Genomic DNA, 15,845 nt, shown 5'->3' on the forward strand with positions numbered 1-15,845 from the left:
CAAGCCAAGCCTGCCGATCCGAAAAGAAGAACTTCCTTCAGACCGGCTGCACGGCTGCGCCTTTATCAGGCGGACAGGCGCTTGCGGCCGTGGGCGCGACGAGCGGCAAGAATCTTGCGGCCGTTGCGGGTCGCCATGCGCGCACGAAAGCCGTGGCGACGCTTGCGCACGAGCCTGCTGGGTTGATAGGTGCGCTTCACGGTTCTTGTCTCCGGATTAGCTGAAAGTTCAAAAAAGGATCAGGGCGACCATGCCGCCGGATGGGCCGCTTTCACATTTCCCTTATGCTCGCAAACGAAGCGTGGCAATATGGAGAGACGCGAAACCGGGCTCCGGCCGCAAACGCCGCCCGAGTTCGGAGGGCTTATAGGGGCGCAAGGCGCGTCCGTCAATGTCCTGCATCCGCTTTCTGCCTTCCCCTCGCGGCTGCACATTGACTTTACCCTCCATCTCCTGTAGGCGCATCAGTTCGCGCAGAGCCTGAACATGGCCTGCATTTCCCGCAGACCGGAAAAAGCCCGCCCTCGCAGGCGCGGCTGAACACATAAGCGAGACAAAAGATGTTCGCGGTCATCAAGACGGGTGGCAAGCAGTATCGCGTTGCCGCCAACGACGTTCTGACCCTTGACAAGCTGGAAGCCGAAGCCGGCGCCACAGTGACCTTCCCCGTGCTGATGCTCGGCGGCGAAGAGGTTGCCGTGGGTGCGCCCGTGGTTGAAGGTGCCAGCGTCACCGCTGAAGTGGTGGAGCAGACCCGCGGCAAGAAGGTGATCGCCTTCAAGAAGCGTCGCCGTCAGAACTCCCGCCGCAAGCGCGGCTTCCGCGCCGAGCTGACCACTGTGCGGATCACTGAAATTTCCGGCCTCGGCAAGACCGTGAAGGCCGAAGCCTCTGACGCCGCTGGCGCCTGAAGACTGAACGAGGAGAGCAACAATGGCTCATAAAAAGGCAGGCGGCTCGTCTCGCAACGGCCGCGATTCGGAAGGCCGTCGTCTCGGCGTAAAGCGCTCTGGCGGCCAGGCTGTGGTGCCCGGTAACATCATCCTGCGCCAGCGCGGGACCAAATGGCACCCCGGCGATAATGTTGGCATGGGCAAGGATCACACCATCTTCGCTCTGGTGGAAGGCCGCGTGGCGTTCCGCACCAAAGCCAATGATCGCACCTATGTATCGGTCGTACCTGCTGCTGAAGCAGCAGAGTAATCCGGCGAAAGACCTACTCATGCAGGTTTCCGCCGGTCACGCTGAACCGGGGGAGCCTGCATAGGGCCGCACCAGCCAACACAGCAGGCTGAATGTGGCGAGGGTTCCCAGACCGGGGAGGCGCAAGCCGTCATGATGCCCACTTTGTGCGGCAGTTCCTCATGACGAAAGTCTTCCCGGTTGCATATGCCCCACATGATACACGCATATGCCCAAGTGACAGGAGCCCGTTTCATGACCATGCTGGGAACATCGTCAGATCCGGCACTGGCTGAAAACAATACGTCCGTCCTTGAAACCCGCCGGCTGGTGCTTCGCGCGCCGCAAATGCGGGATGCTTCGGCCATTGCGACACTGGCCAATAATCGCAAGATCGCGGAAATGACCGCGAGTCTGCCGTTTCCCTATTCCAGAGAAGATGCACGCGCTTTTGTGGAAAATGGGTGTTTCACGGCCGATTCCGCGATTTTCGCCCTGTGGCAGAAGCGCGCCGAAGGCCCTGTCTTCATCGGCATGAGCGGCTTTACACCGCGCCCCGGAGAAACCACGCCAGAGCTTGGCTACTGGCTGGGAGAACCCTATTGGGGCCAGGGGCTGGCGACCGAAGCCGTACGCGCCGTGATTGATTATGCCTTTTCCAACACGCCTGTGACGGCCCTTTCCGGCTCCTCCCGCGTGGTGAACGCCGCCTCGCGCCGGATTCTGGAAAAGTGCGGCTTTGAATGGCAAGATGTGAATCTGTGGCAGGTGCAATCTCTCGGCGCCTCCGTCCCGATGGATCGCTTCCGCCTTGAGAAGCAGCAGTGGATCTCCGGTGCCACGCCCAGTTATCCGCCACGCCTGACCATCGCTCATTAGCATTTCGACAGAATGGCGGGTTCTGCCCTTCTGTCGACAAGCCTGCGCATCATGTCTTGCGCTCAGCCCCTGCACGCGGCATCACTGCCTGAAAGTGGCGGAGCGAAGCCCAGATGAGCAAAGAGCAGCACCCTTCCCTTTATCGCCCCTGCGTGGGCTTGTGCGTTTTCAACCCGGCTGGCCAGGTTTTCATTGGCCGCCGCTTGGGTGAGGCCGATCAGGTGGACCCGGCCTATTGCTGGCAATTGCCACAAGGGGGCATTGATGCCGGGGAGGAGCCTTATGCCGCCGCCCTGCGCGAGTTGTATGAGGAAACCTCCATCCGCTCAGTTTCCCATCTCGCCGAGGCGCAGGACTGGCTTTCTTATGACCTGCCGGGAATCGTGGCCGGACAGTTCTGGCGCGGCAAATATCGCGGGCAAACCCAGAAGTGGTTCGCCCTGCGCTTTACCGGCAAGGAAGCTGAAATCAATATCAGCACCCCCGGCGGCGGCCGGCACAAGCCGGAATTCGTGGAATGGCGCTGGGAAAATCTGGATCGGGTGACAGATCTCGTCATCCCCTTCAAGCGCGATGTCTATGCACAGGTCGTGCAACAGTTCAGCCCGTTTGCTGTCACAGCCTGAAAATCCAGCCAATGAAACAGGAAGAGATGGCACTCCAGCATGCCGTCTCCTCCATATTCAGCGCGGCTGTGCGGCCAGCGCCCGGCGCGCAAGCATATGGTTGCGCGGATCATTGACGGAACAAACCGCCAAAAGCCGCTCACCCAGAAAATAACGCACGCTGAACCGCCCGGACGCCAACTCCCCTTCCAGCTCCGAGCGATCATGGCCATCCAGAAGGCCGGCAATCTGCATTTTCACATCATACTGATCCGACCAGAACCATGGCACCGGATCATAGGTCACGGCCTGCCCGATCATGGCCCGTGCCGCAGCCTTTGCCTGATCTATCGCGTTTTGCACCGATTCGAGGCGAATCCGGCGGCCATAAAGCGCCGAAGGGAAGGACGCCACATCCCCAACCGCAAAAACATCCGCCATGCTGGTGCGCGTGGCCGCATCCACCTTCACGCCATTATCCAGCACAAGCCCGGCAGCCTCCGCCAGCTCCAGATTCGGCTGGGCCCCGACAGCGCAGAGCACCAGATCGGCGGGCAGAGCCTCACCATCCGATAGAATCACCGTGCGAACGCGACCGTTCTCTTCACCCTGCAAGGCTGAAACACCTGTCTGCGTGCGCACCCTCACCCCCTGCTTCTCATGCAACTGTTGCACGAATTGCGAGATGATGGGGCAAGCCACGCGCGCCAGCAGACGCTCCCGCCCCTCCAGAAGGGTGACATCAAGCCCCAGCTTGCGCGCCTTGGCCGCAACTTCCAGCCCGATATACCCGCCACCGATAATGACAAGCCGCGCACCGGGCTGGCAGGCCGCGCGGAAGGCGTTCACATCCTCAATGCTGCGTATGGAAAAAACGCCGGCCAGATTCGCGCCAGGCACAGGCAGCGCGCGCGCCCGTGTGCCCGTAGCCAGCAACAGGGCGCGATAAGACAGACGCGCGCCCCCTTCCAGCTCCACCATTTTTTCTTCTGTCAGCAGAGCTGTCACACGGCTGGAGAGCCGCACCTCCACCCCATGTTCAGCATAGAAAGCCGGTGCCTTCAGCTCCAGCCGCGCCGCATCCATCTCCCCGCCCAGATAGGCTTTGGAAAGCGGAGGACGCTGATAGGGCAAATAGGGCTCATCCCCAATCAACACGATCGGGCCGCTGAAAGTCTCCGCCCGCAGGGTCGTGATGACCTGGGCGGCGGCCTGTCCGCCCCCCACAATCACGATAGGGCGCGCATCTGTTTCCATGCTACTCTCCCAGCTAATCCCGCCTCGCGAGAGCCATGGCTCAGTGATAGATGAACAGGGCGCAGGGTGGATTTTCCACCAGCTTGCCCGTGGTGGAGCCAAACAGCATCTGCCGCCAGCCGCGCCGGCCATAACAGCCCATCACCAGTGTACGGGCTTTCTGCCTTTCCACCTCACTGCGAATGACGCTGGTCGGGTCTGCGCGGGAGGCCACGGGCAGGGCTTCCGCCTCGATCCCGTGCAGTTTCAGATAGGATACCGCCCCCTCCGCCCGTCGGGCGGCCTCTTCTTCGGAGGCATCAATGGACAGCACCCGGATGGATTGACCATTTGCATGGCCAATCCCATGCCCCAGCCCGATAAGGGTAAACATTTGCAGGGCCCGCATGGCTGGCAGGCTGCCATCATAGGCCACCAGAATGCCGCCATCCTCCGGCACATCGTCGCCACACACCACCACAGGGCGCGGCGTGGCGGCCAGCAGGCGAGACAACATCTCAGACAAGGGCTGGCCAACCCGCGCCTCAAAGGTGATGTCATGGCCCGTAATGAGCAGATCGCGTGTTTCCGCGGCCAGCAGCAGCGCCTCATCCGGGTCGCCTTCGAAGGTCAGCCACTCGAAGGGCACGCCATGACGGGTGCATTCGCGCTGATAGCTCTCGTGCAGGCGCTGGCGCAGCTCTTCCGATTGCTGACGCAGATCCTCTTCCAGCCGAGCCTGAATGGCGGCCGCCCCCGCCCGCCCCAAGGTGGGAATATGCAGCGACACCAGATCAATGCCTGCAAGGCCCGCAAGCTGCATCCGGTCAGACTCGCCAGCCAGGCGAAAAGCATACTGACGGGCCGCAACGGAGGGCGCAGATTCACCGAGCAGAACCAGAAGACGTCTCAGCATGTTTCCTTTCCCCTTTCATATCGGCTGTCTTCACCAGTTGTTCTTTCAAACTGGCTGTTACGCACTCCACCTCAACAGGGCAACCAGCCAGAAGCAAGGCCATTGTTGCATTTGCAGCCATAGAGGGCTATAAGCGCGCTCTCGCGCAAGGCATGCGCCCCCCTGGAGGCGTGCCGGTGCGCGGCCGGGGCCGGCAATCTGCATGGCCCCTTTTCATATCCATATTCAGATTCAGGACGATACAACATGACCGCCACCAAGAAACTGCAGGCTGTGGCACGCCCGCGGGCTGGCAAGGGGGCCGCCCGTGCAGAGCGCCGCGCCGGACGTGTGCCCGCCGTCATCTATGGGGACAAGCAGGAACCCGTGACCATTTCGCTCGAATATATCGAGCTGAACAAGGCGATCTATGCCGGTCACTTCCTCTCCACCCTGTTCGAGATCGAGGTCGACGGCACCAAGCATCGCGTGCTGCCGCGCGACTACCAGCTCGACCCGGTTCGTGACACCCCCCTGCATGTGGATTTCCTCCGCGTGGCCAAGGGCGCGAAGATCACCGTGGAAGTGCCGGTGCTGTTCATCAATGAAGAAGCCTCCCCGGCCATCAAGGGCGGCGGCGTGCTCAACATCATTGCCCACACCGTGGAAGTCGAGTGCCCCTCCGATGCCATCCCCGAAGGCATCACTGTGGATCTGACCGGCGCTGATTTCGACACCACCTTCCACCTCGACAACATCACCTTGCCGAAGAATGTGGTGTGGACCGGTCGTGGCGAAGACACGCTGGCCTCCATCGTGCAGCCGACCGTCTCCGCCGAGCCGACGGACGAAGCCGCTGCCGAGGGTGGTGAGGAAGCCTGATCGGCTTTCCCGCTTTTCGTGTAAACTGAACAGGTTTCGGGCCGGAGGCGCCATATGTTCCTGCTCGCAGGGCTCGGCAATCCCGGCCCGAAATATGCCGGCAACCGGCACAATATCGGCTTCATGGCGCTGGACGCCATTTGCCGCCGGTATCGGCTGGGTCCGCTGCGACGGCGCTTTCAGGGCGCTGCGGCGGAAGGGGAAATCGAGGGCCAGAAGGTTCTGGCCCTGTTTCCCGAAACCTTCATGAATGAGAGCGGCCGCGCCGTGGCGGAAGCCATGCGCTTCTACAAGATCCCGCTCGATCATGTCTTCGTCTTTCATGACGAACTGGATATCGCGCCCGCCAAGCTGCGCATCAAGAAGGGCGGCGGCAATGCCGGCCATAATGGCCTGCGCTCCATTACCGCCCAGTGTGGCAATGATTACTGGCGCGTGCGGCTCGGTATCGGGCATCCCGGCGACAAGGCGCGGGTGCACTCCTATGTTCTGGGTGATTTCGGCAAGGCCGAACGTGCGTGGGTCGAGACGCTGGGCGATGCCTGCGCCGACAATGCCGGCCTGCTGGTGAACGGGCAGCCGGATGCCTTCCAGAACAAGGCGCATCTCTACATGGCCGCGCAGGGTTTTGCAGACCAGAAAATGCCCGGCGAGAAAGCCTGAAACGCGCAACATGACGCGCACCAGCAAGGCGGGCGCACCCGGCCCGGCCATAATGCCCGCCGCTTCCCCGCCGCCCCCCTTGACTTGAGCGCCGTTCCGGCCAAGTTGCGCCCAATCCTTCTTCGTGCGTGCGGGCACGCTGTTTCTGCTGCGGTCGCCACGCGCTCACCCCTTCCGTCACGCCTCACGGCGGGCCAGATCAGATCAAGCACAGGTAAGGCATCATGGGCTTCAAATGCGGTATTGTCGGCCTGCCGAATGTGGGCAAATCGACCCTGTTCAACGCACTCACCCAGACAGCGGCGGCGCAGGCGGCCAACTACCCCTTCTGTACCATCGAGCCAAATGTGGGTGATGTGGCCGTGCCAGACCCGCGCCTCGATATTCTGGCCAAGATCGCCCATTCCGGCCAGATTCTGCCGACCCGCCTCACCTTTGTGGACATTGCCGGCCTGGTGCGCGGTGCATCCCGCGGGGAAGGGCTGGGCAACCAGTTTCTTGCCAATATCCGCGAGTGCGACGCCATCGCCCATGTGGTGCGCTGCTTCGAGGATGGCGACGTAACCCATGTGGATGGCCAGATCGCCCCTGTGAACGATATCGAGACCATCGAAACCGAGCTGATGCTCGCGGATCTCGAAAGCCTCGAAAAGCGCGCCGCCGCGCTGGAAAAGAAGGCCAAGGGTGCGGACAAGGAAGCCAAGGAAACCCTTGAGCTCATGAACCGCGCACTGGTGCTGCTGCGCGAAGGCAAGCCGGCTCGTCTGGTCGAGGTGAAGCCGGAAGAGCAGAAGGCCTTCAACATGCTGGGCCTGATGAGCGCCAAGCCCGTGCTTTATGTGTGCAATGTGGAGGAAGCCTCGGCCTCCGAAGGCAACGCCCTCTCCGCGCAGGTGTTTGAGCGCGCGAAGCAGGAAGGCGCCCGCGCCGTGGTGGTGTCCGCCAAGATCGAAAGCGAGATCGCCGTTCTGCCTCCCGAGGAACAGAAGGACTATCTCGAAGCCATCGAGCTGGAAGAGCCGGGCCTCAACCGCGTCATCCGTGAAGGCTACGCCCTGCTGGATCTGGTGACCTATTTCACCATCGGTCCCAAGGAAGCCCGCGCCTGGACCATCACCAAGGGCACCCGCGCCCCGCAGGCTGCCGGCGTGATCCATACCGATTTCGAGAAGGGCTTCATCCGCGCGGAAACCATCGCCTATGAAGACTATGTGAAACATAATGGCGAAACTGGCGCGCGTGAGGCTGGCCGCTTCCGTCTTGAAGGCAAGGACTATGTCGTCATTGATGGCGACGTGCTGCATTTCCGCTTCGCCAACTGAAGAAGCCAGGAGATCAGCCCATGTCCCACACGCCCGCACAGGCTGGCGGCCCGCAGGAGCTGGGCCGCTTCACCTTCTCGACGGACGAAATCATCCGCTTCGCCAGCCAGTATGACCCCCAGCCCTTCCACACTGATCCGGCAGCGGGGGATCAGGCCCTGTTCGGTATGCTCATCGCCTCCGGCTGGCAGGTGGTGATGGTGTGGATGCGTTTCTTCGTGGATGCTCACGCCGTGCCGGTGGAGCCGGTGGACCCGCGCACCCTGGTGCCGGTGGGGCTGGGCATCGGCATTGACAAGCTGCGCTGGCACGCCCCGGCCCGGCTGGATGATACGCTGGTGTTTGAAACCGAAGTGCTGCAAAGCCGCGCCAGTTCCAGCCGCCCCGGCTGGGCCGTGGTACAGCGTATTGGCAGCGCCCGGCGCGAGGATGGCACCCGAGTGATGAGCTTCGAGATGACCCATCTGGCACCGGATTTCACCCTTCCGGCCCCGCAAACTGCTCCGGCAGAGGCTGGCTGAACCCGAACCAATGCCGGCCGGATACCAACCGGCCGGCATTTTTCTTGCTTTTTGTGGCAGGGGCGTTTATCTGGAGGTCAGATAGCGTTCACAGATGAGAGCTTGCAAACCCGTGTCGTGCCATACGACCATGACTGCTTCTTCTCTCTCCCGGGCCATGACGGCTGCGGGCACTTGCGCTATTTCTCTTCCCCTTCTGCTCCTTAGCCGCCCCTGAGAGCCGGCCGGGCTTCTGCCTGGGCACTCAGGGGATTGTGTCGCCGGCATCAAGACCCGGCATCCGTTTCGGCTTATCATCCGGCTGAGATCTGCGCGCACTCCAGCACCATGCGCACCGCCGGACCGCAAGAAGGACCAGACCCATGACCAACACCACTTCCGCTTCCGCCCAGAAGGACCGTGTCATCATTTTCGACACCACCCTGCGCGATGGTGAGCAGTGCCCCGGCGCCTCCATGACCTTCGAGGAGAAGATGACGGTCGCCGCCCTGCTGGATGAAATGGGCGTGGACGTGATTGAGGCCGGATTCCCCATGGCCTCCATCGGGGATTTTGAAAGCGTCTCCGAAATCGCCCGCCGGGTGAAGCACGCCTCTGTGTGTGGCCTGTCCCGCGCCGCCCTGAACGATATTGACCGCTGCGCCGAGGCCGTGAAGCATGCCGTGCGCCCGCGCATCCACACCTTCATCTCCACCTCTCCGGTGCATATGAAGTACAAGCTGCAAAAGACGCCCGAGCAGGTGCTGGAGATGATCTCCGCCTCTGTCACCCGCGCGCGCAACCATGTGGAAAATGTGGAATGGTCCGCCGAGGACGGCACCCGTACGGAGATTGATTTCCTGTGCCGCTGCGTGGAAACCGCCATCCGGGCTGGCGCCAACACCATCAATATTCCCGATACGGTCGGCTACACCACGCCGGCGGAATATGAGGCACTGTTCCGCACCGTGCGCGAGCGCGTGCCGAATGCGGATCAGGCCGTTTTCTCCGTGCACTGCCATAACGATCTGGGCATGGCGGTGGCCAACTCCCTGGCCGGGCTGGCCGGCGGCGCGCGGCAGATCGAATGCACCGTCAATGGCATCGGCGAACGGGCCGGCAATGCCGCGCTGGAAGAGGTGGTAATGGCCATCGACACCCGCTCGGATGTGCTGCCCTACAGCACCGGCATCAACACCAAGATGCTGACGCGCGCCTCCAAGATGGTTTCCGCCGTCACCTCCTTCCCTGTGCAGTACAACAAGGCGATTGTGGGCCGTAACGCCTTCGCCCATGAAAGCGGCATCCATCAGGATGGCATGCTGAAGAACACCCAGACCTACGAGATCATGACCCCGGAAAGCGTGGGCGTTTCCAAGACCTCTCTGGTGATGGGCAAGCATTCCGGTCGCCACGCCTTCAAGGAAAAGCTGAAGGAGCTGGGCTATGAGCTGGGTGAAAACGCCCTGAATGATGCCTTCGCCCGCTTCAAGGATCTGGCTGACCGCAAGAAGGTGGTTTACGACGAGGATATTGAGGCGCTGGTGGATCGCGGCATTGCCGCAGGCAATGAGCGCATCAAGCTGGTGTCCCTGTCCATCATCGCCGGCACCCGTGGGCCGCAGCGCGCCACCATGAAGATTGAGGTGGATGGGGAAGTGCACACCGAGGAGGCCGAGGGCAATGGCCCGGTGGACGCCACCTTCAACGCCATTCACGCACTGGTGCCGCACGAGGCCAGGCTGGAGCTGTATCAGGTCCATGCCGTGACCGAGGGCACCGATGCGCAGGCCGAGGTTTCCGTCCGTCTGGAAGAGAATGGCAAGGTGGTGACCGCCCGCGCCGCTGACCCGGATACGCTGGTGGCTTCCGCCGAGGCTTACATCACCGCGCTGAACAAGATGCAGATGAAGCGCGAAAGCATAAACCCGCAGAGCGTCGCCATCTGAGGCCAGAGGTCACGCCGAAGGTGGGGCTGCGGCCCCGCCAGACATTCAAGACAACAGAGGCGCGTCCTTCCGGGGCGCGCCTTTTATTCAGCCTCCATCCTCCCGCAGCAACCGGAAGAACGCCCCGAACATCTGCACCAAAGCCTCACCGGCAAGAGCTTCACCGGAAAGCGGGCAACTGGGCAGGCGGCAGGTTTGGGCAGGTTGCAGGTTGCCACCCTCACGGGTTCACCGGGCTGCCGCCTTAATAATTCAACCGGGCATAATAGCTTTCTTCCGCCGCCTTACGGGCCTGCGACAGCGTGTGAATATCGCGCTGGGCCAACAGCGGCAGCAGCTTGAGAAACACTTCCGCCGTCACCAGCGCATCCCCCAGCGCCCGGTGACGGTCTGATACCTGAATGCCCAGCCGGCCGGCCAGCGCCTCCAGCCCATGGGCCTCCTCATTCGGCCATACAATGCTCGCCAGAAGCAGCGTATCCAGAACCGGAAGATCGAAGAAGATCCCCGTAGCCTCCTCCTTCAGCTTCAGAAAGCGCATGTCGAAGGCGACATTGTGCCCCACCAGCACCGTATCGGAGACCCAGGCCCGGAAGCGTGGCAACACCTCGCCAATGGCGGGCTGCCCCCGCACCATGGCCGGCGTCACCCCATGCACGGCGATGCCCGCTTCGGGAATGCTACGCTGCGGGTCCACCAGCTGATCGAAGCATTCCCCGCGCAGAATCTTGCCATTCACGATGCGCGTCGCCCCGATTTGCAGGATTTCATCGCCCCCGCGCGGATCAAGGCCCGTGGTTTCGGTATCGAACACCGTGTAACTCAGTTCACCCAGTTCGCGCTCTTCCAGCTCACGATTGCCGGCGCGAGCAGAGAGCAGGCCGAAATCGTAATATTCCGGCCGACTGTCGGCAGGGCTCAGCAGATCCACAGCGGCTCCCGTGGCCTGCGGCAGCAGAAAGCGGAAAAAGGCCAGATGGCGCGCGCCATCATGCTCCAGCCACAGCTCGCCCCCATGGCGCTCGGCCACATCGCGCGCGCTCATATGGCCTTCGCCCTGCGCCGCCATCGGCATGTTTTGCCAGGCTGTCAGCTTCTCCACCGGCAAGGCCGCCTCCAGAAGGGCGCCCCCTTGCCCGCCACGCCGCCACGCCAGATCCAGATGCGCCCGGCCGCCGGCTGCGGAAAGGCGCAACAGCAGTTTCAGATCCGCCTGTTCCTCCACCAGTTGTTCCGCCAGAAAGGCCAGTGATTCCACCACGGCGAAACTGTCAACGCTCAGCCATAGCCCCGCATCCACCTCCTCCATGGCAACCGGCTTGTGAAGCCGGGTCTGGATGCGTTCGGCCACCAGCGTCACCAGATCAATGCCGGGCATATTTTGCAGGGGCCAGCGGGTTTTCAACTCCTGTCCCACATCGGCGGCCAGCACGCTCAGGCGCGCGCTCATGGCCCGCACCTCATCACGCACAATGGCGAGGAAGCGCTCGCGATCCGCAACGTCCAGATCGGGATAATCCAGCATGTCGAGCGCGGCCTGCATATTGGCGAAGGAGGCGCGGCTTGCCTCCGTCAGTTCCAGCAGGTGGCGATCACGGCGGGCATCGGCCTCATATTCCTCGGTGATGTCATCCAGCAGCAGCACGAAACCAGAGAGGGCCTGCATTTCAGTCGCCTCCCCCGCATCGGCCATATCTTCCGTATCGGCCGGGCGCACCGGCGCCATGCTCACTTGCAGCAGATGGCCGGCCGGCGTGGTGATGACGAAACGGGCTGAGGCCGGCATTTCATGACGGGCCAGATGGCGCTCCACCTCTGCGCGGGCATGATCCAGATAGGCTGGCTCAATCAGCGTATGAATGGAACGCCCCAGCCCGATAGCCGCACTTGCCGGCGTGCCTCCCGCCTCTCCCTCCTCCTGCAAGACGCGCCGGAACAGGGCCCGCGCCCGCGCATTGTAGAGCAGGATGCGCCCTTCCAGGTTGCACACCACCACGCTCTGCTCCAACTCGGCCATGAGGGCGGCGAGCTGGTCGCGCTGATGGGCCACATTGCGGCTGGCCTCTTCCACCAGACGCTCCATATCCTTCGCCAGATCCCGGCGACGTGCCGCCAGCGCATTGATGGCGCGGGCCAGTTCGCCCACAGCGCCGGAATGATCCGGCAGATCCGGCGCTGCCGCATCCTCGCTCATGGCGCGGGTCGCATCCGCCAGGCGGGCCGGCGTGGAGACATGGCTTTCATGAAAGCGCGCCACCACCCACGCCCCAACGCAGGCCAGCACCAGCCACCAGGCGAACACCAGCCCGCCATGGCTTTCCATGATGGGCTCAACCGCCTCCAGCATCTCCTTCTTCTGGCCCGGAACCAGCATCACCCAGCCCAGCACAGCCCCCAGCACCAGCCACAGGCCCAGAACAATGCCCGGAACCGCAATGGCCAGAATTCGGCCTTTATCGAAACCCGGCCGGCTCATGCCATCAGCCCCTGCACCTTTTCCATCAGATCCCGCGTGGAGAAGGGCTTGGTGACATACAGATCCGCCCCAGCTCCCATGCCACGGGCCATGTCTGTCTCGCGCCCCTTGGCGGTGAGCATGAGAATGCGGGTGTCATTGAAGGCCGTATCGGCGCGCACGGTGGCGCACACATCAAAGCCGCTCATGCCGGGCATGGAGGCATCCAGCAACACAAGGCGCGGATGGTGGGTGCGAATGGCCTCCAGCGCCTGCGTGCCATCACGGGCAACAAGCACCTCATAGCCCGCACGCTTCAGCATGAATTCAAGGGAGATAACGATATTGGGCTCGTCATCGGCAACCAGAACCTTCCGGCTGGCACCCGCGCTGGCGGTCTGCTCCATGGTTACTTCCTCCCTTTTGAACCCGCATCCATCGCCCCATGCGCAATAGGCGGGTTTCTTCTTATGTTTCAGGCCGGCCCGGCAACTGGGCCATGACCTGTCATCTCGGCATGCCATGCCTCTGTCTGCAAGGGCAGACGAAAAATGAAACGCGCTCCGCCACCGGGCGCTTTTTCCAGCCACATCCGCCCGCCAAAATGTTCCACAATCTGCCGGCTGATCGGCAGCCCCAGCCCGGTGCCCGGCGGGCGAGTGCCCCCGGCCCCGCTCTGGCGGAACTTCTCGAAGATGGTGTTCTCCTCGCCCTCCGGCACGCCCGGCCCGTTATCCTCCACATGAATGGTGAGGCTCTCCGCGTCCACTTCCATCGCAACTGTAGCGCGTCCCCCCTGAGAGGGCACAAATTTCGCGGCATTGGAGAGCAGATTCACCATCACCTGTGTCAGGCGATCCGGGTCGGCGCGCAGCGGCGGCACCATATCGGGCAGGTCCAGCACCAGCTCCGCGCCGCGGCTGCGAAACAGCTCGCCCGAGGCTCGGGCGGCATCGCGCACGATGCGGCCCATATCAACATCCTCGGCGTGCCATTCGGCCAGGCCGGATTCCAGCTTGGCCATGTCCAGAACCTGGTTCACCAGCCGGCCCAGACGCTCACTCTCCGCCACAATGATGGCGAGGAACTCCTCGCGCTGCGCCTCCTCCATATCCGGCGCATCATGCATCAGCTCGGACAAGGCGCGGATGGAGGTGAGCGGCGTGCGCAGCTCATGGCTGACAGAGGAGACGAAATCATCCTTCATCTGGTCCAGCGTCTTGAGCTGCGCATTGGCGGCGCGCAATTCCGCCGAGGCCAGTTCCAGAGAACGGGATTTATCCTCCAGCGCACGAGCATAGACGCGCAATTGTGAAGCCTCATCGAGAATCTCCACCACGTCATTGATGCCCAGCGGCTCCTCATCCACCACCGCCGAAACCAGGACCCGCGCCGAGGCACTGCCCACCGCACCGGCGAGCTGTCGCTCCACCCGGTCCACCAGCCGTGCATCGGCCACCAGATCCCGCACCTGGGCCACACCGCTCTCGCGGGCATGTTGTTCAAACAGGCGCTGCGTGCGCTCCTCTCCCAGAAGCCGGGTTGAAAGCGCCATCAGATCATCCAGTTGTGCCCGTCCGCGCCAGAAAACCGGCACGGCATTGCCCGTGCGCTCGAACACATCCACAAACAGCAGCCCCTGGCTGGCCTCGCGCGCCGCAGGCGTGCGCCACAGGGACAAACCGACAAACAGCGCAATATTGACGAGAAAGCTCCAGAACAGCGCATGGGTCAGCGGGTCCAGCCCCTCAAGGCCGAACAGATGCTGCGGTGCCAGCAGGCTGAAACCGAAGGGGCCAGAGAGAAACCCATCTCCGATCCAGCCGGATTTCGCCACCGAAGGCAGCATGAGCGTATAAGCCCACACCACAAAACCGCCCAGCAGCCCCCACAGCGCCCCCAGCCGGGTGCCGCCCTGCCAATACATGCCGCCAATCAGCGCCGGTGCAAATTGCGCCACAGCCGCAAAACTGATGAGGCCGATGGACACCAGCGCATAGGCTTCACCGGCAATATGAAAATAGAGATAGCCCAGCAGCAGAATGAGCAGAATGGCCGCCCGGCGAATATTCAGCAGCAACCGGGAAAGATCGCCCTGCGCCCCGGCGCGGAAACTCTTCAACCGCAACAAACTGGGCATCACCAGATCATTGCAGACCATGGTGGAAACAGCGATCGTCTCCACAATCAGCATGCCGGTGGCCGCCGAAAGCCCGCCAATATAGGCAAACAGCGCCAGCCCCGGCGCACCATGAGCCAGAGGCAGGGACAGAACGAAAGTGTCCGGGTCCGCCCCCTGTGGGCCAAACAGCACCAGCCCGCCAATGGCCAGAGGCAGCACGAAAATATTGATGAGCAGAAGATAAGCCGGAAACACCCAGGCCGCGCGGCGGATATGCTGCTCGTTTCCGCATTCCACCACCATCACCTGAAACTGACGCGGCAGCATCAGCACCGAAAGGGCGGAAAGCAGGGTCAGGGTGAACCACTGGGCATGGCCAAAATCCTGCGCGCCGGCGGTCGAACCCAGACGCAGCAGCGCGTCCATGCCGGGCAGATCCTGCGCCCGCGCCCAGATATCCCCCATGCCATTGAACAATCCATAAGTGACAAACAGCCCCACGGCGAGGAAGGCCACCAGCTTCACCAGAGATTCAAAGGCCACGGCAGCAACCATGCCCTCATAGCGTTCCGCGCTGTCGAGATGCCGCGTGCCGAACAAAATGGTGAAGGCCGCCAGCGCCACCGCCACGACCAGCGCGCCATCTCCCGCCCATGGTGGCAGGGCCGGGCCGGCATCACTGGCCGTGAGAACCTGAAAGCCAGCGGAGACCGCCTTGAACTGCACAGCAATGTAGGGAACGATACCCACCACCGTGATGAGCGTGACCAGCGCCGCCAGAAGCGGGCTCTTGCCATAACGGCTGGCGATGAAATCCGCGATGGAGGTGATACGATAGGTGCGGGCGATCCGCACCATCTTGCGCACCACCAGCCAGGCCAGCACCATGGCCAGCATCGGCCCCAGATAAATGGGCAGAAACCAGATGCCGCTCGCCGCCGCCCGGCCCACCGAGCCGAAATAGGTCCAGGCTGAACAATAGACCGCCAGTGAGAGCGCATAGACCCAGCCATTGGCGATGATGGAGCGGCCCTGATCCGCCCGCTTGTCGGCATAGGCCGCAATGGCGAACAGCACCAGCAGATAGGCGATGCATACGCCGATGACGAGAAGAGCATTCATGCCCGGCCCCTCCCGCGCATCCTGCGGCCCGCC

Annotated in this window: 15 protein-coding genes; 9 read left to right on the forward strand and 6 right to left on the reverse strand. The window is 62.6% G+C overall.

What is annotated here, in order from left to right; translation table 11 throughout:
• Positions 1 to 65: 65 nt before the first annotated feature.
• The gene (rpmH, locus tag ACT6QH_RS11855) at positions 66 to 200 is read right to left on the reverse strand and encodes a 50S ribosomal protein L34 (RefSeq protein WP_444975027.1); all 135 of its coding nucleotides are present in this window, start codon (positions 198 to 200) and stop codon (positions 66 to 68) included.
• 360 nt (positions 201 to 560) lie between these two features.
• Between rpmH and rplU the strand changes: the two genes are divergently transcribed.
• The 4 genes from rplU to ACT6QH_RS11875 all read left to right on the forward strand — a co-directional run bounded on the left by rplU (position 561) and on the right by ACT6QH_RS11875 (position 2,687).
• Positions 561 to 911, forward strand: coding sequence for a 50S ribosomal protein L21 (rplU, locus tag ACT6QH_RS11860; protein ID WP_444975028.1), 351 nt, complete (start codon positions 561 to 563; stop codon positions 909 to 911).
• A 22-nt stretch (positions 912 to 933) separates the two neighbouring features.
• Positions 934 to 1,203: a 50S ribosomal protein L27 gene (gene rpmA, locus ACT6QH_RS11865; RefSeq protein ID WP_444975029.1), complete on the forward strand. Its 270-nt coding sequence runs from the start codon at positions 934 to 936 to the stop codon at positions 1,201 to 1,203.
• Between the two features lie 234 nt (positions 1,204 to 1,437).
• Entirely contained in the window at positions 1,438 to 2,061 is a 624-nt protein-coding gene (locus ACT6QH_RS11870; protein WP_444975030.1) for a GNAT family N-acetyltransferase, read from the forward strand.
• A 113-nt stretch (positions 2,062 to 2,174) separates the two neighbouring features.
• Positions 2,175 to 2,687, forward strand: coding sequence for an RNA pyrophosphohydrolase (locus ACT6QH_RS11875; RefSeq protein ID WP_444975031.1), 513 nt, complete (start codon positions 2,175 to 2,177; stop codon positions 2,685 to 2,687).
• 57 nt (positions 2,688 to 2,744) lie between these two features.
• Here ACT6QH_RS11875 and ACT6QH_RS11880 read toward each other — a convergent pair whose 3' ends face one another.
• Both ACT6QH_RS11880 and ACT6QH_RS11885 read right to left on the reverse strand, forming a co-directional pair.
• Complete coding sequence (locus tag ACT6QH_RS11880) at positions 2,745 to 3,923, reverse strand: NAD(P)/FAD-dependent oxidoreductase (RefSeq protein ID WP_444975032.1); 1,179 nt, start codon at positions 3,921 to 3,923, stop codon at positions 2,745 to 2,747.
• 40 nt (positions 3,924 to 3,963) lie between these two features.
• On the reverse strand, positions 3,964 to 4,818 hold the full coding sequence (locus ACT6QH_RS11885; RefSeq protein ID WP_444975033.1) for a universal stress protein: 855 nt from the start codon (positions 4,816 to 4,818) through the stop codon (positions 3,964 to 3,966).
• A gap of 246 nt (positions 4,819 to 5,064) precedes the next feature.
• On the opposite strand from ACT6QH_RS11885, the gene ACT6QH_RS11890 reads away from it, so the two are divergent.
• From ACT6QH_RS11890 to ACT6QH_RS11910, 5 genes are all read left to right on the forward strand, one after another.
• Positions 5,065 to 5,679 carry a 50S ribosomal protein L25/general stress protein Ctc gene (locus tag ACT6QH_RS11890; protein WP_444975034.1) on the forward strand — a complete coding sequence of 205 codons (615 nt, stop codon included), beginning with the start codon at positions 5,065 to 5,067 and terminating at the stop codon, positions 5,677 to 5,679.
• Between the two features lie 54 nt (positions 5,680 to 5,733).
• Entirely contained in the window at positions 5,734 to 6,342 is a 609-nt protein-coding gene (gene pth / locus ACT6QH_RS11895) for an aminoacyl-tRNA hydrolase (protein WP_444975035.1), read from the forward strand.
• A 224-nt stretch (positions 6,343 to 6,566) separates the two neighbouring features.
• A complete protein-coding gene (gene ychF / locus ACT6QH_RS11900; protein WP_444975036.1) occupies positions 6,567 to 7,664 on the forward strand; it encodes a redox-regulated ATPase YchF in 1,098 nt (365 codons plus the stop codon).
• Positions 7,665 to 7,684: 20 nt separating this feature from the next.
• On the forward strand, positions 7,685 to 8,185 hold the full coding sequence (locus tag ACT6QH_RS11905) for a MaoC/PaaZ C-terminal domain-containing protein (protein WP_444975037.1): 501 nt from the start codon (positions 7,685 to 7,687) through the stop codon (positions 8,183 to 8,185).
• Positions 8,186 to 8,547: 362 nt separating this feature from the next.
• Entirely contained in the window at positions 8,548 to 10,113 is a 1,566-nt protein-coding gene (locus ACT6QH_RS11910) for a 2-isopropylmalate synthase (protein ID WP_444975038.1), read from the forward strand.
• Between the two features lie 244 nt (positions 10,114 to 10,357).
• Here the strand turns inward: ACT6QH_RS11910 and ACT6QH_RS11915 are convergent, their stop codons facing one another.
• The 3 genes from ACT6QH_RS11915 to ACT6QH_RS11925 form a co-directional block, all read right to left on the reverse strand.
• Positions 10,358 to 12,589: a 3'-5' exonuclease gene (locus ACT6QH_RS11915; protein ID WP_444975039.1), complete on the reverse strand. Its 2,232-nt coding sequence runs from the start codon at positions 12,587 to 12,589 to the stop codon at positions 10,358 to 10,360.
• Positions 12,586 to 12,975, reverse strand: a complete 390-nt coding sequence (locus tag ACT6QH_RS11920) for a response regulator transcription factor (RefSeq protein WP_444975040.1) — start codon at positions 12,973 to 12,975, stop codon at positions 12,586 to 12,588. The genes ACT6QH_RS11915 and ACT6QH_RS11920 overlap by 4 nt, the downstream gene beginning before the upstream one ends.
• Positions 12,976 to 13,043: 68 nt before the next feature.
• On the reverse strand, positions 13,044 to 15,812 hold the full coding sequence (locus tag ACT6QH_RS11925) for a sodium:solute symporter family transporter (protein WP_444975041.1): 2,769 nt from the start codon (positions 15,810 to 15,812) through the stop codon (positions 13,044 to 13,046).
• Positions 15,813 to 15,845 lie beyond the last annotated feature (33 nt).

The organism is Haloleucobacter albus (assembly GCF_052492075.1).